The 19,246-nt window shown below is 38.4% G+C and carries 20 protein-coding genes; 5 read left to right on the top strand and 15 right to left on the bottom strand.

Annotation, left to right across the window (positions count from 1 at the left end; genetic code table 11):
• The first annotated feature begins 29 nt into the window (after window positions 1–29).
• From J2X77_RS21455 to J2X77_RS21445, 3 genes are all read left to right on the top strand, one after another.
• A complete protein-coding gene (locus J2X77_RS21455; RefSeq protein ID WP_293881844.1) occupies window positions 30–1,244 on the top strand; it encodes a bifunctional 3,4-dihydroxy-2-butanone-4-phosphate synthase/GTP cyclohydrolase II in 1,215 nt (404 codons plus the stop codon).
• 133 nt (window positions 1,245–1,377) lie between these two features.
• Window positions 1,378–1,773 carry a DCC1-like thiol-disulfide oxidoreductase family protein gene (locus tag J2X77_RS21450; protein WP_310082431.1) on the top strand — a complete coding sequence of 132 codons (396 nt, stop codon included), beginning with the start codon at window positions 1,378–1,380 and terminating at the stop codon, window positions 1,771–1,773.
• Window positions 1,774–1,848: 75 nt separating this feature from the next.
• Entirely contained in the window at window positions 1,849–3,282 is a 1,434-nt protein-coding gene (locus tag J2X77_RS21445; RefSeq protein WP_310082429.1) for an NAD-dependent succinate-semialdehyde dehydrogenase, read from the top strand.
• Between the two features lie 23 nt (window positions 3,283–3,305).
• Here J2X77_RS21445 and J2X77_RS21440 read toward each other — a convergent pair whose 3' ends face one another.
• The 6 genes from J2X77_RS21440 to J2X77_RS21415 all read right to left on the bottom strand — a co-directional run bounded on the left by J2X77_RS21440 (window position 3,306) and on the right by J2X77_RS21415 (window position 8,116).
• Complete coding sequence (locus J2X77_RS21440; protein WP_310082428.1) at window positions 3,306–4,199, bottom strand: DUF4476 domain-containing protein; 894 nt, start codon at window positions 4,197–4,199, stop codon at window positions 3,306–3,308.
• A 64-nt stretch (window positions 4,200–4,263) separates the two neighbouring features.
• On the bottom strand, window positions 4,264–4,815 hold the full coding sequence (hemJ, locus tag J2X77_RS21435) for a protoporphyrinogen oxidase HemJ (RefSeq protein ID WP_310082426.1): 552 nt from the start codon (window positions 4,813–4,815) through the stop codon (window positions 4,264–4,266).
• A 162-nt stretch (window positions 4,816–4,977) separates the two neighbouring features.
• Window positions 4,978–6,015 (bottom strand): uroporphyrinogen decarboxylase, encoded by a 1,038-nt coding sequence (hemE, locus tag J2X77_RS21430; RefSeq protein ID WP_310082424.1) that lies wholly within the window; start codon window positions 6,013–6,015, stop codon window positions 4,978–4,980.
• A complete protein-coding gene (locus J2X77_RS21425) occupies window positions 6,015–6,533 on the bottom strand; it encodes a hypothetical protein (RefSeq protein ID WP_293881477.1) in 519 nt (172 codons plus the stop codon). Before J2X77_RS21425 ends, hemE begins: the two co-directional genes overlap by 1 nt.
• 10 nt (window positions 6,534–6,543) lie before the next feature.
• Window positions 6,544–7,251, bottom strand: a complete 708-nt coding sequence (locus J2X77_RS21420; protein WP_310082421.1) for a response regulator transcription factor — start codon at window positions 7,249–7,251, stop codon at window positions 6,544–6,546.
• Entirely contained in the window at window positions 7,241–8,116 is an 876-nt protein-coding gene (locus J2X77_RS21415; protein WP_209581404.1) for a cell wall metabolism sensor histidine kinase WalK, read from the bottom strand. Before J2X77_RS21415 ends, J2X77_RS21420 begins: the two co-directional genes overlap by 11 nt.
• Window positions 8,117–8,318: 202 nt before the next feature.
• Between J2X77_RS21415 and J2X77_RS21410 the strand changes: the two genes are divergently transcribed.
• A complete protein-coding gene (locus J2X77_RS21410) occupies window positions 8,319–9,023 on the top strand; it encodes a YjjG family noncanonical pyrimidine nucleotidase (RefSeq protein ID WP_310082419.1) in 705 nt (234 codons plus the stop codon).
• Between the two features lie 32 nt (window positions 9,024–9,055).
• Here the strand turns inward: J2X77_RS21410 and J2X77_RS21405 are convergent, their stop codons facing one another.
• The 3 genes from J2X77_RS21405 to J2X77_RS21395 form a co-directional block, all read right to left on the bottom strand.
• On the bottom strand, window positions 9,056–9,865 hold the full coding sequence (locus tag J2X77_RS21405; protein ID WP_310082417.1) for a DUF1080 domain-containing protein: 810 nt from the start codon (window positions 9,863–9,865) through the stop codon (window positions 9,056–9,058).
• 67 nt (window positions 9,866–9,932) lie between these two features.
• Window positions 9,933–12,383 carry a TonB-dependent receptor domain-containing protein gene (locus J2X77_RS21400; protein ID WP_310082414.1) on the bottom strand — a complete coding sequence of 817 codons (2,451 nt, stop codon included), beginning with the start codon at window positions 12,381–12,383 and terminating at the stop codon, window positions 9,933–9,935.
• A gap of 104 nt (window positions 12,384–12,487) precedes the next feature.
• Entirely contained in the window at window positions 12,488–12,769 is a 282-nt protein-coding gene (locus J2X77_RS21395) for an ATP-dependent Clp protease adaptor ClpS (protein ID WP_209581393.1), read from the bottom strand.
• Window positions 12,770–12,847: 78 nt separating this feature from the next.
• Between J2X77_RS21395 and J2X77_RS21390 the strand changes: the two genes are divergently transcribed.
• Window positions 12,848–13,894 carry a beta-ketoacyl-ACP synthase III gene (locus J2X77_RS21390; protein WP_310082412.1) on the top strand — a complete coding sequence of 349 codons (1,047 nt, stop codon included), beginning with the start codon at window positions 12,848–12,850 and terminating at the stop codon, window positions 13,892–13,894.
• Between the two features lie 67 nt (window positions 13,895–13,961).
• Here J2X77_RS21390 and atpG read toward each other — a convergent pair whose 3' ends face one another.
• From atpG to atpB, 6 genes are all read right to left on the bottom strand, one after another.
• Window positions 13,962–14,864 (bottom strand): ATP synthase F1 subunit gamma, encoded by a 903-nt coding sequence (gene atpG, locus J2X77_RS21385; RefSeq protein WP_209581387.1) that lies wholly within the window; start codon window positions 14,862–14,864, stop codon window positions 13,962–13,964.
• A gap of 77 nt (window positions 14,865–14,941) precedes the next feature.
• On the bottom strand, window positions 14,942–16,516 hold the full coding sequence (atpA, locus tag J2X77_RS21380; RefSeq protein ID WP_209581384.1) for a F0F1 ATP synthase subunit alpha: 1,575 nt from the start codon (window positions 16,514–16,516) through the stop codon (window positions 14,942–14,944).
• A gap of 55 nt (window positions 16,517–16,571) precedes the next feature.
• The gene (locus tag J2X77_RS21375; protein ID WP_209581382.1) at window positions 16,572–17,114 is read right to left on the bottom strand and encodes a F0F1 ATP synthase subunit delta; all 543 of its coding nucleotides are present in this window, start codon (window positions 17,112–17,114) and stop codon (window positions 16,572–16,574) included.
• Window positions 17,115–17,143: 29 nt separating this feature from the next.
• Entirely contained in the window at window positions 17,144–17,644 is a 501-nt protein-coding gene (locus J2X77_RS21370) for a F0F1 ATP synthase subunit B (protein ID WP_209581373.1), read from the bottom strand.
• 96 nt (window positions 17,645–17,740) lie between these two features.
• Window positions 17,741–17,929: an ATP synthase F0 subunit C gene (atpE, locus tag J2X77_RS21365; protein ID WP_021188666.1), complete on the bottom strand. Its 189-nt coding sequence runs from the start codon at window positions 17,927–17,929 to the stop codon at window positions 17,741–17,743.
• Window positions 17,930–17,963: 34 nt separating this feature from the next.
• Entirely contained in the window at window positions 17,964–19,160 is a 1,197-nt protein-coding gene (gene atpB / locus J2X77_RS21360; RefSeq protein WP_310082392.1) for a F0F1 ATP synthase subunit A, read from the bottom strand.
• Window positions 19,161–19,246 lie beyond the last annotated feature (86 nt).

Genomic DNA, 19,246 nt, shown 5'->3' with positions numbered 1-19,246 from the left:
ACTTTGTACCAATTACAATATATCAATAAATGGATTTCAAATTAAACACGATCGAAGAAGCGATCGCTGATATACAAGCAGGAAAAGTAGTAATCGTAGTGGATGACGAAGACCGCGAAAATGAAGGAGACTTTGTCACTGCTGCTCGCAATGCCACTCCTGAAATCATAAACTTTATGGCCACTCACGGGCGTGGATTGGTATGTGCTCCGATAACGAAAGAAAGAGCAGATGCATTACACCTTGATCTCATGGTGGGGCAGAATACAGCGGTATATGAAACGAACTTTACTGTTTCCATTGACCTTCAGGGATATGGCTGTACAACAGGAATTTCTGCGTCAGACCGTTCGAAAACAATTAAAGCAATGATTGATCCTAATATTCACTACGAAGAATTAGGTAGACCAGGTCATATTTTCCCCTTAATAGCAAAAGATGGCGGCGTGCTACGTCGTACTGGTCATACTGAGGCTACGGTTGACCTGGCTCGATTAGCAGGATTTGAACCTGCAGGTGTATTGGTTGAGATTTTAAAAGAGGACGGTGAAATGGCTAGGCTGCCCGAGCTCATGGATGTTGCTAAAAAATTCGATTTAAAGATCGTAAGTATTGAAGATCTGATCGAGTACCGCCTTAAACACGACTCTTTAATCAATGAAGAAGTCACCGTTAATATGCCAACACAATATGGTGATTTTAAAATGAAAGCTTTTACGCAGAAAGATACTGGCGAACAGCATTTAGCTCTTTACAAAGGTGACTGGAATGAAGACGAGCCTATTTTAGTTCGTGTGCATAGTTCTTGTGTTACAGGAGATATTTTTGGGTCTTGCCGATGCGATTGTGGCCCTCAGCTGCACAAAGCAATGGAAATGATCCAGCAGGAAGGTAAAGGTGTCATCGTGTACATGAATCAAGAAGGACGAGGTATTGGACTGATCAATAAACTACACGCATACAAGTTGCAAGAAAATGGATTAGACACAGTAGATGCCAATGTACAATTAGGATTTAAGGCAGATTTAAGAGACTACGGCGTAGGTGCACAGATCCTAAGAAATCTGGGGGTCACAAAAATGCGCCTCATGTCAAACAATCCTACGAAACGTGCTGGTTTGGTGGGCTATGGTCTTGAAATTGTAGAAAATGTACCTATTGAAATAACGGCAAATCCATTTAACGAAGAATATCTAAAAACCAAACGGGATCGTATGGGTCATACGATCATGAAAAATTTATAAGAACGATTTCGAAAAAGCGGTGTCTCAAAAAGCACCGCTTTTTTCACTCATATGCCCCCCGCCATAGTAACTCCTTCCTTTTTTATGATCCTTTCATGGCAGTACTCTCAATAAATAGCAGTAACTTCATCATATGGAACAACAAAGAAAACATATCATCTTTTTTGATGGGGATTGCTTGATTTGTAATCGCTTTGTTCAAAAACTGTTAAGAATAGATCGTAATAAAAAATTCTTATTTAGTTCCCTGCAGTCCGAATTTAGTAGGGCCACGCTGAAAAATATTCCTAAAAACATTGATTCAATCGTTTATTTATCTCCTGAAGGCAGCTTTATCAAAAGTGAAGCTGTTCTCAAAATCATTAAGCAATTGGGTTTCCCCTACACCATATGTTATTTACTGAAGATTTTACCCATTGCATGGAGAGATGCGCTTTATGACTATTTTGCTAAAAACCGTTATCAATGGTTTGGAAAAAATGAGTCTTGTAAGACACCTTCAAAAGCTGAAAGAGAAAGGTTCATTTGAACGAGAAATAAATTATTGAACAGAATTTCAATTTGAGGTGTTCAAACTATACTTGTAACAATAAAATTTACATCGATGAAAAATAAACTTTTAATTGAGAGTGCTTATATCAATGGGAAATTTATTACATCAAAACACACTTTTGACGTGATAAATCCTGCTACAGGAAAAGTTATCGCTTCATTACCCGATTTGAAAGTGGCCGATTGCAGTAAAGCGATAGATTTTGCTGACAAAGCGTGGAAAAGCTGGAAAAACACAACTGTAGTGGAACGTTCCGATATCCTCCGTAAATGGTACAATCTTATTCAAGAGCATAAGGACGATCTTGCAGAAATCATGACTTTGGAAAGTGGGAAACCACTAAGTGAATCTATGGTAGAAGTGGATTATGGTAGTTCTTTTGTAGCGTGGTTTTCAGAAGAAGGAAAGAGAGCCTATGGTGAAACGATACCTTCCCAGAAGAAAGGTAGCAGGATGATGACAATTAAACAAGGTGTAGGTGTAGTCGCGGCAATTACACCCTGGAATTTTCCCATAGCGATGGTGACCCGAAAAGTAGCTCCTGCATTGGCCGCTGGTTGTACAGTGGTACTCAAACCAGCTTCACAGACCCCGTTTTCAGCGATCGCACTAGCGAAACTTGCTGAAGAGGCAGGCGTTCCCAAGGGGGTGCTTAATATCATTACAGGAAGAGATAGCAGCGGAATAGGAAGAGAGTTAGCGACGAACGATCTGGTGAGAAAGCTTTCTTTCACAGGATCTACCGAAGTAGGAAAAACACTTATAGAACAATCAGCCTCGAACATCAAAAAAGTATCAATGGAGCTTGGCGGTAATGCCCCATTCCTAGTTTTTAACGATGCCGATATTGATGCAGCTGTTGAAGGTGCTATCGCTGGTAAATTTAGAAATTCCGGACAGACATGTGTATCAATTAATAGATTTCTTGTTCAAGAAGATGTTTACGATGAGTTTTCGATGAAACTTACCCAGGCCGTTAGTAAACTAAAGGTTGGTAATGGGCTTGATAAAGGTGTCCAGGTCGGCCCACTTATTAATGCGAAAGGCTTAGAAAAAGTACAACATCATGTACAAGATGCCTTAAATCACGGTGCCGAATTGGCTGCTGGAGGTAACGTAATCAAAGGCCTATTTTTCCAGCCTACTGTTCTGACGAACATTCCAAAAGAAGCACTTATATTTAGGGAGGAGACCTTTGGCCCAATCTGCGCCCTTTTCAGCTTTAAAACAGAAGAAGATGGCATAGCGATGGCCAACAATACTGAATTTGGTCTCGCCTCCTATTTTTATAGTACAAATATCAATCGCTGTTTCCGGGTAGCTGAGCAACTTGAAGCCGGCATGGTAGGTGTCAATACCGGTCTTATTTCAAATGCAGCCGCACCTTTTGGTGGGGTAAAACAATCAGGAGTTGGTCGAGAAGGATCAAAACATGGCTTAGATGAATATATGGAATTAAAATATATCTGCTTCGGCGGAGAATAAAAAAGGAGCAAATTGCTCCTTTTTTATTTCTTTAGAAAATCTAGAAGCTTTTCCCGGGTTGAGCTAAATGATAAGGCATCCCCTACTTTCTCATAATTCTGTTTGTCCACACAAGTTGGATAAGCATATTTAGCAAAGGTTAGCTTATTATCATCCCGTATAAACAATTCCATTAAATCGGCAATTTCAGAAACACGAAGTTGCATGTTTTGTAACTCCTGAGCAGCTAACGCGAGTTTATCCTGATCATTTTCTTTCTGATTCAACAGGTCATTCAATCGGTTAGAATCTGTTTTAAGGAATACTTCTTTATCCAGTTGACCATTTCCTTCATCTTTAGCATTTCCATGAGGACGATCTATACCATTACGATAAATTTCGGATTCCTCTGGCTGCCTGTATTGATTATTGCTCCTATCATGATCATAGCCATTCCGATTATAGGCCGGTGAATCACCACGACTTTCCAATTGGCTATATGGCTCATCATACTGCTCATCCTTATTTCTATCGTGATTATCATAAAGTAAGTCGTTACGATAATTACCATTGCCATAACGATCAATAGGATTCATGGATTCTAAAATAATCCCCTTATTTCCTCTTCTGTTACTAACAGAAAACACAACGTCCATGAATTGCCCATTTCTATCGACAAGTTGTATTCCGGAACCATTTAATGTGCGGTGCTGCCGATCGGCAAACACGATACGCAAATCATAACGTCTATTCTTCAAATGAGATACTTTGACACCCCTTGAAGCTCTATTATTATACAAAATGTCATTAATATACAGAAAAAAGGGTACATCTGTAGAGTAGATATTTAATGTACCACCCAAAGGTCTGTATCGTTGCGCAAAACCAGCTGCTGCTACAATAAGCAACAAGAACATACTTAGAATTTTTCTATACATAATCCTATTCTATTTATAATCTTTCGACTATAAAGAATCACAAAGGATTAAGAAAGCATAGAATTTAACGTTTTCGCTCAACACTCTTGTTCCGATATTTTTTATAAAGCTTTACAGCCATCATCAGCGCAATCGATAAAATTAACAGTCCCAAAACGCCAAATATCCAATTCAAGGCCGATTTTAAAACTACTGTAAAAACAATCGCGAATAGTAAAACTGTAGCGAGTTCGTTCCATAGCCTCAATTTTGTCGAAGACCAATTGGAAGACTCACTTTGTAATTGAAACATAATCCGCTGGCAGGAGAAATGATAAAATATCAATCCTAAAACGAAAGTGAGCTTAACATGCATCCAGCCCATCTTCAGCAAACCCGGATTCATATAAAGCATAACAAGTGCTGCGACTACAGTGAGGTACATTGCTGGAGTGGTTATAATCCACCACAATTTGCTTTCCATTACAGTAAACTGCCTATGCAAAATGCCATATTCTTCCGCAGGCCTAGATTTAGCTTCCGTATGGTAGATGAATAGTCGGACAATATAGAACAATCCAGCCATCCAACACACTACAAAGATAATGTGAACAGCTTTTGCATACAAATAGATCATAATTACAAAATTAAGAAAAGTTAGGAGCAATTGTCACCAGCAACTATGATTTGTATAAATCTTACATCCAATATACAAAAGTCGAATATCATCAGTTTCCGACCTGGTACAAAAAAACGACTTGCTTTCGCAAGTCGTTCTGTATATTTTAAGAGACCACAATTAATAGCGAAATTCTTTCACTACTTCAATGGCATATTTTACATTGTCAAATGGAATATCTGGCATTATACCATGCCCCAAGTTAAAGATAAACCCATTTTCACCTCGCATACGTTCAAAGAGTTCTGTAATCTTCCTTTTGATTACAGCCTTATCAGCATACAAAACAAATGGATCTAAATTTCCTTGTACAGCGATCCCCTGTGGTAGGGATTGTTTTATATTTTTTAAATCTGCATTCCAATCAATAGATATCACATCAGGCTGCGCTTCGACCATCATCGGTGCAAAAACAGACGATCCCTTGCAAAATGAAATAACTGGAATGTCTTGACGGTTTAATCTTGAAATAATCTGTTTATTATAATAATGTGAGAAATCACGGTAATCATTCCATGATAAGGCTAAAGCCCAACTATCAAATAATTGAATCGCATTAACACCAGCTTCGATCTGCATGTTCAGATAGTCAACAGTAACATCGGCGATCTTTTGAAGAATCATATGGGCCAGCTCCGGCTGATTATTCAACATCAATTTTGTTAACTTAAAATCTTTTGAAGATCCACCTTCGACCAAATAACTTAAAATTGTGAACGGTGCTCCTGCAAATCCAATCAAAGGAATACGCCTATCAAGACGTTGCTGAATCACCTTTATGGCATCAGCTACATATTGCAATCTATCCAAACAGTTAACGGATAAAGCTTCGGCATCCTTTACAGAACGAATAGGATTAGAAAAACGAGGTCCTACACCTTGTTCAAAAGAAAGATCGCCGCCCATTGCTTCGGCGGTTACTAAAATATCGGAAAATAAAATAGCAGCGTCAATACCCAATAAATCAACTGGAAGCATAGTGACATCAGCGGCGATTTCGGGTGTTTTGCACATTTCCAGAAAGGAATATTTATTCTTGATATCCCAATATTCTTTCATAAAGCGCCCAGCTTGGCGCATCATCCACACAGGAGGTCTCTCTGTCTGCTGCGAGAATGCAGCCCTAATCAATAAGTCGTTTTGTAAAATAGTACTCACTATAAATGTTTTGAAATTTCGTTTTCTATTTTTGTAATAATACTGTTCTGTCTAGCCGTCAGATGCAATTTATTGGCCACATCTGCATACGCTCTGGCTCTTTGGTAATCAAACTTTCGAAGTGCTATGTTTGCTAGATTAATCATAACCATGCCCTTTTCATTATCTTTTTTCCAAGGCAGACGTGATGCTAACTGGAAATGATATTCCGCCTCATCAACACGTTCTTCTTTCAGCGCAATATTTCCCATCATAAATTCATAGAAATTACGTCTACCTTTCCGCAGCGCGTCGGGGTTCTTAATTTCAGCCAACAATTTTTTTGCTTTCTCATAATCTTGTCTATGAAAAGCCTGTGTAGCCAAAAAAACAGACCCTTCTCTGAAATGGCTCCAAATCAAATAGCCTATTCCACCAGCTATCAGTACAGCAGTCTGATAATGACCTTGATATATGCCATAGCCCAAAAATAACGCGGCGATAAAAATAACGGCTATCCTAGCCTTAATTGTCATCATCTCTTATTACCTAGGCATAATTGTCGGTAAACTTATAACCAACACCGCGGATAGAATGAAAGTAAATTGGGTGTTTTTGATCCGGCTCGAAATATTTCCGGAAGGTCAGGATAAAATTATCGATCGTCCGTGTAGATGGGTAAACATCATAGTTCCACACGGTCTCCAATATTTGCTCCCTCGATACCGCCTCATTACGTCTTTCAATCAACAGCTTTAACAACATCGTTTCCTTTTTTGTCAAAGAAGTTATCGTACCATCCGCATGATGCAGTTCGTACGAATTGAAATAGATCGTTTTATCTCCTATTTGATAAGAATTTAGTTCTTTGAGATCATCAGGCTTCATGCCACGGCGAACTAGATTTCCAACACGCAGAATCAACTCTTCTAAGTTGAAAGGTTTCACCAAATAGTCATCTGCTCCTTTCTTAAGACCGGTAATCCGATCCTCACTGCTATTTTTGGCAGTTAAAAACATAATTGGAACTTCTGTATTTTGCAGTCGAATAGTTTCAGCAACTTGAAATCCATCAATTTCCGGAATCATCACATCCAAGACAACCAAGTTGAAACGCTCCTCCTTGAAGACTTTTAGTGCTTTTTTTCCATCGGTAGCCGTAGTGACACGGTAACCTTCCATTTCGAGATTCAACTTGATAGCTTCTAACAAGTGTTCTTCATCTTCGACAAGTAATATTCTTTGTTTACTTTGCATTTCTTTCAAATGTTACTTCAAAAATACTCCCTTTAGGAGTGTTATCTTTAACTTTAATGGTCGCGTCGTGTTTCTGCAACACGGTTTTCACGATATATAACCCCAAACCTGTGCCTTTGGTTTTCCGTGTAGCTTCACTGCCCACCCGATAAAACTTATTAAAGATAAGCTTTTTCTCTTCATCGCTGATACCAATACCATGGTCAGCAACAGAAAAAATTATTTTACTATTCTCCGTATATAATTTCACATCCACCATAGCACATGCGGGTGAATACTTAATAGCATTTTCAATAAGGTTAGTCACCACATTACTAATCGCAAACTTATCAGCATGAATAATAATATCCGCTTCCAAATAAGGTTTCAAAACTTGTGAACTACACGAATTCTTTTGCAGCCTGTCAACGATCTGTTCTACCAAAGAAGTAAAATTAAAATCCTCTTTCGGCATACTATAATTGCGGCTATCCAATTTGGTGGTCATTAGCACATTTTCCACTAAATCATCCAAACGCTCGATATCCTTTAGTGAATTACGCAAGAATGTCTGCTGTTGTTCCTTATCCAAATCGCGCCTCAAAATCGTTTGAATATACAGTTTGACAGAAGCCAAGGGTGATTTCAGTTCATGTGTAATGGCTAAAAGAAAGTTTTGCTGTTGCTGCAATAATTTCTGTTCTCTTTCCACCAGTCGTTTTAGTCGCCATGCTCCCCATAGGAAGATAATTAGGAAGAAAATCCCTTCTCCAATGATCATGTTCTGCTTACTGGGGTCAAATCGAACGAACATCACCCCCCACCAGATCAATTGCATAACCGCATAAAACAATAGAAAATAAAAGAGTAACAGCGCTTTCTTCATGGGACAAAAATAGGTATTCAACTAGGTATTCGGAAATATCCGAAGGATTATGACACAAAGAAGAAAATTAACGGAGTCGCAACATTAATAATTCATTACAATACCCCTGATATATCTTCACTGCAACATGCTTTCTACCAATTTAACAATCAAATAACGGATACTCTTTCGTATTTCAGACGATTTTATTTTAGTTTTGCATATGTTTAATCAGGGAAAAAAAGACATTTTCTTCGATCTGGATCATACGATTTGGGATTTTGATAAAAATGCCGAAGAAAGTCTTCACGAGTTATATTTTAAATACAAGTTTGATCGCTTGTTTAATCAAGAGTCGTCCACCCGTTTTATAGAAACTTATACGATCAACAATCATCGGCTTTGGGGACTTTATCATCACGGAAAGATCTCAAAACCCGAACTCAGGACAGCACGGTTTGCCGATACCTTTACAGAACTCGGTGTGGATCCAGAATTGTTTCCTGAGGAATTCGAATTAGAATATCTCGCCATCTGTCCCCAAAAAACAAATCTGTTCCCCAATGCTCATGAAACGCTGACCTATTTAAGTGACAGATATAATCTTCACTTAATATCCAATGGTTTTAAAGAAGCGTGTGAAACAAAATTGGAAAAAAGCGACTTAAGAAAATATTTCAAACATATTTTTATTTCAGAGGTAGTCGGCGTAAACAAACCGGATCCTCGAATATTTGAATTTGCCATGGCGACAGCCTTTGCGCAACCTCAGCTGTCATTGATGATTGGAGATAACCTTGATGCCGATATCCGTGGTGCAGTAAATGCTGGGATGGACGCCATTTTCTTTAACCCTACTAGCGCCGAAAAGCCCGAGGATGTCGACCATATGATTATCGATTTAAAAGAATTACAATCGATACTATAATAAATAAAAAAAGCAGCTTAAAGCTGCTTTTTTTATTTTAATACCTTTACGGTAATATTCTTAAACCATACATCGTTTCCATGGTCTTGGAGACCAATAAGCCCTGACTTACTATCGCCACCAACATTGCTCAACAATTCAAAAGCCAAAGGCCACTTTTCTTCACTGAATTTACTCTTTTGCAATAAATCAATCCAAGACTTATCCCACAATGTATACTCTACAACTTTTACACCATTCTGAAAATGCTCTACCTTTCCATTATTGACTCTGATCTTAACCTTATTCCACTCGCCATATGGTTTACCATTCTGTGGTTTGGCCGGGATCATATCATATAGTGATGTCGATTTTCGGTTTCCGTCAACACCCATTTTTGCATCAGGATGGTTTTCATTGTCTAAAACCTGACATTCTGGAGACGATATATATATCGGTTGTCCCTCAACCTCCTTGGCTAAAAAGAAAATTCCCGAATTTGCTCCTTTGGCAACTTTCCATTCCATTTCTAATTCGAAATTTTTGAAATCATGAGCAAAAATTAAATCTCCCCCATCTTCCTTTCCAAGATTAGCTTGGCTATCAAATTTGATTGCACCTTCATTAATCACCCATCGTTTAGGAACGACAGTCTTATCATAGCCTCTCCAGCCGTCCATAGAAGTACCATCAAAAATAACATAAGCTCCAGCCTTATTTTTTTTAAATTTCTTGATATCTACACGTGGTAAATCTAAGATTTTGTAAGCAGGAACTTCTTTCTTTGCCTGCCCTATGGCAGTATTTAAGTGTGCTGAAAAAGCAATCACCGATACCGCAAGAACTGTTTTTAATACCTTCATTCTTTTTAGTTTTAGGTTTGTTTTAAAATTAAATTTAAGCATTTGGGATTACAAAGAGCAATATTTTTTAATATTCCTCTCCTTCCCCTAATTCATTTGTGTTTGACACCTTCTTCTTTGATTTGTTTAAATCTTGGCTACCAAACCGGTAGGAAAGCGACAAAGTAAACATTCTCTTCATCCAACGGTGTTCAAAATTAGAACTCAATTGTGGTGTCTCAGTAAAGCCCTGCATTTTCCGTGTATTAAATACATCTCTAACATTGAACATAATAGATGCCTTCTTATTTAGCACATCTTTTTTCAATGCAACATCAACACCTTTCATAGCGTTCATCTTTCCTTGTGCCATCACCCGCGAAGAGTTATATTCACCACGAACTTGAGCGGAAAACGTTGGCGTAAAACGGTAATTAGCCGTTAAATTGGTATTGTATGCAAAACCATTGGATGCTTTAACATTATAAGCCTCATTAGCCTTAAAATTGATATTGATCAGATTAAGATTGAATGTAAAATCAAAATCCTTAGTCGCATTGACTTTAGAGATAAATTCAAATCCGGAGAGATTTCTACTTGTCAAGTTCTCCCATCGGCTGTAGGTCACACTGCTCAAGGTGTCCACAAAATAAACATAAGGCTGCATCACCTCATTGGTATGATTGAAGTACGCAGAAGAAATCAAATTCACCTTACCGAAGGTTTTGGCAAAACTCAGCTCAAAGCCGTGAACATCTTCAGGCTTCAGATTGGGATTCCCCTGCCGTCTGTTCATGTCATCTGAAACATTCAAGAATGGATTGACTTGCCAACCTCTCGCTCGCTGAACTCTTCTAGAATAACTGAATTGAATTTTATCACCTTCATCACCAACATTGTATGTTAAAAATAAGGTTGGATATAGACGAAAGAAGTCTTGACTGGCCTTAGTTTCCTTGTCAATAACAGTTGGATCTTTTGAAAAGTAAGTAGAATTTAGGTTGAATTGCTCAGCACGCAAACCTACTTGATAACCTATTCTATCCGATAGTTTCCCTTGGTAGTTGGCATATAAGGCATGAACAGTAGACGTAAAATCAAAATCATTGCTGATGCCATAGTCTGGCAGATAGCTACCATTTGCTACCGACAACGTATCCGAGAATTGAGTATCAAATGACTTTCTGATTTGCGAACGATAACCTGCTTCAAATTTACTCTCTTCTGAAAAAGGGAGCACATAATCCGCTTGTATATTGATATTTTTACCGTCTTCCGAACTGACATTATTTCGGCCTGTACTAGGTGTTCCAGAGGTAAACTCCTGTAAAAAAACATTTGTGCCATCTTCCTTATCGCGGCCATAGCTGGCATTAGCGGTCAGTTCTTCACCAGATCTCTTAAATTGATGTCTAAAATCCATTGTAAATTCATAGCCCAGATCATCCTCGAGTTGGCGAGAAGTTCTAGTGCTCGTGCCGGATAAGGTTGGGTGATTAAAATAATGGTACCATAAGTCCTCACCACGGTTATTATCCCTTATGCTCACATTACCAGAAAGGCTCAAGGATGTTTTATCAGAAAGACTATAGTCCACTCCAGCTTTTATCGTATGACTATTACCTTTTCTTGATGATTCCGAATTATTTGATATCTGGCTATTGTTATTTTTAAAGATATTATCAACGGCACCGCTTCCAACCATATGGCGTTTGTTGAAATTATAAGATCCAAAATAATTAAACTTTTTATCCCTATAATTCAAGGTCAGTCCTGCCATGTAGTTATCATAAGACCCGGCAGAAGTATTGATAGAACCATTTAATCCGGTTCTGATATTCTTCTTTAAAACAATATTGATGATCCCAGTCTGTCCCTCAGCGTCGTATTTGGAAGAAGGATTGGTAATGACCTCAACTTTATCGATTGAATTAGCAGGTAGGCTTTGAAGCAACGAAGTCACATCACTTCCGGCTAAAGCGGACTCTCGGCCATCGATTAAAATTTTCACGCTACTCGACCCACGCAAACTGACAGATCCGTCCTGATCAACCTGTAGGGTTGGGACATTAGCTAATACATCAGTTGCAGTTCCGCCAGCACTTACCAAACTCTCACCTACATTGAACGTTTTACGGTCTATACCAATTTGCATGGCTGGAACCCTACCTTCAACAACCACTTCATTCAAGATATTACCTATGGACTTCAAAGCAATTCGGCCTAAATCTTTACTCTTTCCTCCTAAGACCTCTACAGCATCAATAGATTTTGCTTCATAGCCGACATAGGAAAAACGTATATTGTATTTACCGGGTTTAATATCAGATAACAAGAGAAATCCCTGGTCTACAGACTGTCCACCTTTCACAACGGTATTATTTTTCGCATCCAGGAGTGTGGCACTCGCGGATAATATAGGCTTAGCAGTTGCGCTATCAACCAAAATAGCTTTAATTTGACCCGTTTGAGCAAAAAGAAAAACAGGTAAAAACAATAAAAATAAAAAAGATTTAAACGATTTAGCGTTAAACAACATGAGAGCTTCAGCTTAGTTTATAGTTATGATCTACAAAGAAAACTAAAACTTATAGACAAAATAGAAGCGTAACCATATTATTACGGTAACAAAAGAATGGCAAGTTACTCTACAGAGACAGTTAATCCTTCGGCTTTCAAAATTTTGCGATAAATTTCCATCTCCGTATAACTCCCTTCCAATACAGCACATTTTCCTTCAGTATGTACTTTCCAGGCAATCTTCTCGGCTTGCTTTTCGGTATATTGCAAATGATAAATCAAGCAGTGAATCACATGTTCAAACGTATTGGTTTCATCATTCCATAAAATGAGTCGATTAGACTCTTTGACAGAGGCTAAAATCTCTTCTAACGTAAAGGTTTCTTCAGCAGTTTGGGTACCCATTCTGCAAAAATAGAATATTTTTTTCTAAATTAACGACATTATAAAAGGGAAGAATACAATCAATTAGCAGAATTTATTATGTTACAGTCAAAAATTGCCGGAATCGGCTATTACGTTCCAAAAAACGTCTATACCAATAATGATCTTACACGCTTTATGGATACCAGTGACGAATGGATTCAGGAACGAACAGGAATTAAAGAACGTAGATATGCTGACAGAATCGGTGAGACCACCACAACAATGGGAGTCGAAGCGGCTGAAATTGCTATAGAGCGTGCCCAAATTACCCCGCAGGATGTTGATTTTATCATCTTCGCAACACTATCCCCAGATTATTATTTCCCGGGCTGTGCGGTTTTATTACAAAGGGAAATGGGGATGAATGAAGTTGGCGCATTGGATGTCAGAAACCAATGTTCGGGATTTATATATGCCCTCTCTATAGCCGACCAATTTGTAAAAACAGGTATGTATAAAAATGTGCTGGTCGTCGGCTCAGAAAAACATTCTTTTGCCCTCGACTTTTCAACCAGGGGACGAGCCGTTTCCGTAATTTTTGGCGATGGTGCAGGAGCGGTCGTTGTGCAACCAACAGCGGAAGATGGCAAAGGTATACTGAGTACACATTTACATTCAGACGGAGCAGAAGCCGAAAAGCTAGCTATGTATTACCCGGGGGCATCCAGCGGAATATGGCTGGATGAAATGCCCAAATGGCCCGAGCAGGAATTAGGAGGATTATTGATGACCAAAGAGATGCTCGAAGACGGGACTGCATTTCCAAATATGGATGGACAGGCTGTTTTCAAGAAAGCTGTTGTCAAATTTCCTGAAGTAATTCAAGAGGCATTGAAAAAAAATAATTTAAAAACCAACGATATCGATTTACTGATTCCACATCAAGCCAACCTCCGCATCTCCCAATTTATACAGAAAACACTTCAATTAAGGGACGATCAAGTTTTCAACAATATTCAAAAATATGGCAATACCACTGCGGCCTCTATTCCGATCGCATTATGCGAGGCTTGGGAAGAAGGAAAAATTAAAAACGGTGATCTTATCTGTCTGGCCGCCTTTGGAGCAGGATTTACATGGGGATCAGCGCTAATTCGATGGTAATGTAGTTCACAAAAAAAGGTGCTGATCATATGATCAGCACCTTTTTTTGTGTTCACCCGAATAAAAACTATCCGTTTGATAAAGCAGCGGCCCCTGATACGATCTCTGTCAATTCTGTTGTAATTGCTGCTTGACGTGCCTGGTTGTACGATAGCTTCAATGATTTTAATAAATCACCTGCATTTTCTGTCGCTTTATCCATCGCTGTCATACGTGCTCCATGTTCCGAAGCATTTGAATCCAAAACAGCTTTGTATAATTGAATTTTGATTGCTTTAGGAATCAACTCTTCGATAATCTTCTCTTTGGAAGGCTCGATGATATAATCCACCTCAGCTTCTATTTTTGCTTTATGCGTATGTTGTTTGTCTTCCTCGGCTGGTGGTATTAAAGGTAAAATCTGCTCCGCTGTCAGCTCTTGAACTGCAGCATTTTTAAACTGGTTGTACACCACTTCAACACGGTCAAAATTACCTTCTTTAAATTGTTCCATGATAAATTCAGTCACCACGGATACCCCACCAAAATTTAAATCAGAAAACAAATCAGAGTGATTAGCTACCACATTAAAGTTACGCTTCGAAAAGAAATCATAACCTTTCTTACCAATACCAATGATACTCAAATTTCCTTTTGCATGTTGCTCGGCATATTTGTTAGCGATCAAGTTATTAGTTGCTTTGATAACATTTGCGTTGAATGCTCCAGCCAAACCTCTGTTAGAAGAAACAACAACGATCAACACCTTATTTGGCTCGCGATCTACAGTAAACGGAGAATTACTTCCCTCCACGCTTGCAGAAACATCCGCCAAAATATCTCTTAGTTTATTCGCATATGGGCGCAATTGTAAGATAGCGTTAGTAGCGCGCTTCAATTTAGCAGCCGAAACCATCTTCATAGCTTTTGTAATCTGCTGCGTTGATGATACGGAGGTAATCCGGTTTCTTACTTCTTTTAAATTTGCCATATTTGTTTTAAGTATTAAGTACCTAGTATTGAGTATCGAGCCTTGTCAATAGACTCAATACCAAATACTCATTACTATTAATATTTTGATGCTAAATCCTTAGCTACTGTTTCTAATACTGCAGTTAATTCATCAGAGAACTTACCAGCTTTAAATGCTGCCAACACTTCTGGATGACGTTGTTCCAATTGTGTTAAGAACTCCTCTTCAAATTCTCTAACCTTATTTACAGGAACATTACGCAATAAACCCTTAGTTCCGATGTATATGATCGCAACTTGTTTCTCTACGGAAACTGGAGAGTATTGACCTTGTTTTAAGATTTCAACATTACGAACCCCTTTGTCTAACACAGCTTTTGTAGCAGCATCTAAATCAGAACCAAACTTAGCAAAAGCTTCCAATTCACGGTACTGCGCTTGATCTAACTTTAAAGTACCCGATACTTTCTTCATCGGTTTGATCTGTGCGTTACCACCTACACGAGATACAGAGATACCTACGTTGATCGCTGGACGGATACCTGCATTAAACAAATTAGACTCCAAGAAGATCTGACCATCTGTAATTGAAATTACGTTGGTTGGGATATAAGCAGAAACGTCACCCGCTTGTGTTTCGATGATCGGAAGCGCAGTCAATGAACCACCACCTTTCACCAAATGTTTGATTGATTCTGGTAAATCGTTCATGTTGCGTGCGATATCATCCGAAGAGTTGATTTTCGCTGCACGCTCCAACAAACGGCTGTGTAGATAAAATACGTCACCTGGGTAGGCTTCGCGGCCCGGTGGACGACGCAACAATAATGAAACCTCACGGTAAGCTACAGCTTGTTTAGACAAATCATCATAAACAATCAATGCCGGACGGCCTGTATCACGGAAAAATTCGCCGATAGCAGCACCTGCCATTGGCGCATAGAATTGAAGTGGAGCAGGATCAGCAGCAGATGCAGCAACAACTACTGTATAAGCCATCGCACCTCTTTCTTCCAATGTCCGCACGATATTCGCAACGGTAGAATTCTTTTGACCTACGGCAACGTAGATACAGAATACAGGTTGCCCTGCATCATAAAATTCTTTCTGATTCAAGATCGTATCAATACAAACAGCTGTTTTACCTGTTTGACGGTCACCAATAACCAACTCACGTTGCCCACGACCAACTGGAATCATCGCATCGATCGCTTTGATACCTGTTTGTAATGGTTCAGTTACCGGTTGACGGTAGATAACACCTGGAGCTTTACGCTCGATCGGCATTTCATACAAATCACCTTGAATAGGTCCTTTACCATCGATTGGTTGACCTAGAGTATTTACAACACGGCCCAACAAGCCTTCACCAACTTTGATGGATGCAATACGATTGGTACGTTTAATAGTATCCCCTTCTTTGATTTCATCAGAAGGGCCTAAAAGTACAACACCAACATTGTCTTCTTCCAAGTTTAATACAATACCTTGTAATCCGTTATCAAATTCAACCAACTCACCGGACTGAACTTTAGTTAAGCCGTAAATACGAGCAATACCGTCACCTACAGCAAGTACGGTACCCACTTCCTCTAGTTCGGCTTCTGATTTAAAGCCCGACAATTGCTCTCTTAGAATTGCCGAAACTTCATCTGGTCTTACCTCTATCATTTTAATTATTATAAGGGGTTTTTTGATTTATTTTACTTCAAATCTCAGAAAAAAACTAATTATTCTGATTTAAATATCTTTCCAATTTATTCAACTTACCAGCAATACTTGCGTCAATCTGGCGATCGCCGATATTGACCACAAAACCACCGATCAAATGATGATCAACTTTATTGACCAATATCACTTGAGCATTGGTTTCCTTTGCAAGTACATCTTTCATCGCCGCCAAATTAGCTTCAGAAAGTGGTGCTGCAGATGTAACTGTAGCTTTCACAATTCCTTTTACCTCATTATACTCACGAATAAATTCTTGAGCAGTGGCATATACAATTTCGCCACGACCTTTATTGATCATGATCTTAAAGAACGCCAAGATATTTGGATTGATCTTATCTTTAAATAGCGCATCCAATATGTTTTTCTTTTTATCCAAAGGGACAATAGGATTGGCCAAAACAGCTTGCAATTCGGTACTGGATTTCAAAACCGCAATGAATGAATCCATATCGGTCTTGATTGTTTCCAGTGAGCCTTGCTCGCCTGCCAAGTCAATTAATGCCTTCGCATATCTCGATGCTACTTTAAATACTGACATAATTCTATTTCGTAATTTGAGTGACCGGATTAGTTCAATTTAACGTCATTAAGCAAATCTGCTACTAAAGCTTCTTGCTTTCCTTGGTCCTCAAATTCTTTGTTTAACACTTTACGAGCAATATCCAAAGACAAAGAAGAAACCTGAGACTTCACCTCAGCCAAAGCTTTGTTCTTTTGTTCATTGATCTCCTCTTTCGCTTGAGCAATCATTTTTGCACCTTCAGCTTGCGCCTGAGTTTTTGCCTCAGCTACGATCTTATCTTTAAGCTCTTTTGCCTCCTTAAGGATAACGTCGCGTTCTGCGCGTGCTTCTTTCAGTAATTGTTCGTTTTCATTTGTTAAACGAGCCATTTCCAATTTAGCTTTTTCAGCTGCCTCCAAAGCACTTGCAATACCTTTTTCACGTTCGTCTAGGGCATCAACAATTGGTTTCCAAGCGTATTTACCTAATAAAAAGATAATAACGACAAGGACGATGACCATCCAAAAAAACAAACCGTACGAAAACGAATGTATTAATTTATCCATTGTTATACTATATAATGATAATTTTTATTTTTTAAGATTCAGGAATAATATAACCTGCAACCAACCGTTGCAGGTTATATCATAAAACCGTTGTGACTATTTACCTAATAATAAAGCACCGAATGCTAAACCTTCAAGTAAGGCACCAATGATAATCATTGCAGTTTGGATTTTAGATGCTGCTTCTGGTTGACGAGCGATAGCTTCCATTGCAGAACCACCAATTTTACCTAAACCTAAACCTGCACCGATAACGATTAAACCGGCTCCAATTAAATTGTACATAATGTATGATTTGAATAATTAAAAAATTTGCTAATTAATGATCGTGATGTTCTTCAACAGCCATACCGATAAACAAGGATGACAACATCGTAAAAATAAACGCTTGTAAGAAGGCAACCAATAATTCAATAACCATCAAGAAGATTGTTAAGAACATGGAAACACCGACACTACCCACTACTGTCAATTGGTGTTGCAATAAATAAACAATTGCAATCAATCCCATCACAACCGTGTGACCAGCTGTAATATTTGCAAACAAACGAACCATCAAAGAGAATGGCTTTGTAAACAACCCCAACACTTCAATTGGTGCCAAAACGAATTTAAATGGAACAGGAACACCTGGCATCCAGAAAATATGTTTCCAATAGTTTGCGTTTGCTTTGATATTTACAATTAAAAAAGTAAATAGAGCCAAACATAATGTTACTGTAATGTTACCTGTCACATTAAAGCCTAGTGGTGTCAAACCAACCAAGTTCAAAATCCAGATCAAGAAAAATACAGACAATAAATAGGGCATAAATTCTTTATAACGATGACCAATGTTTGGAATTGCCATCTCATCACGCACATAGATAACCAAAGGCTCTAATACACGTCCTACACCTTTAGGTAAGTTGTTAGCACCCTTTTTATAAGTTTTAGCCAAACTTATAAATGCCCAAAACATTAAAAACGCAGCCAAAAATAAACCTACAACACTCTTTGTGATCGAAAAATCTAAAGGCATGTCTACAGACGGATGAAAATCTGTAGCTTCATGAATTTCATGAGAACCGACAACATAAGAAGTTTCAAATTCCTTTTTCACTTCCTTTCCATTCTCGTTTACAGTCATAACATAACTACCATCGGCATTTTTCCGGTATTCATGACCAGCTATATTACCAGTAGCATCGGTCTTATAAATTTTCCCATGGTATAATGCATAGTATTGACCATCAACCTCCGCAACCTTATTACCGTGATCAAATGCAGAAGCCATAAAAACTTTCAAGCCATTGTCAATCAAAATAACTGGCAACGAAAAGCCAAAATGCTTACCTGTCTCTTCGTCGGAAAAGAAGCTAAAATAATAATCATCTTGTAAGTGATGCTCAATATGGCTATTGATTTCCTCAGCCTGCGATTTTTCTCCGTGTGCATTCTCATTGGCCTTTGTTAAAAATGGCGCAACTGCAAACAGAATAACTGCTAAAAATTGAAGTGTTCTTTTAAGACTCACGATACTACTATTATGTTATTTAAAATTTTTGCGAAAATACTACATATAAAGCACAAAAGCTACTTTAATATTACATTTTTTTGAAA

The organism is Sphingobacterium sp. 2149, assembly GCF_031455655.1.
GTDB lineage: Bacteria > Bacteroidota > Bacteroidia > Sphingobacteriales > Sphingobacteriaceae > Sphingobacterium.
Note: the sequence above shows the minus strand (reverse complement) of the source record. Positions and strands in the feature narration are given on the sequence as shown.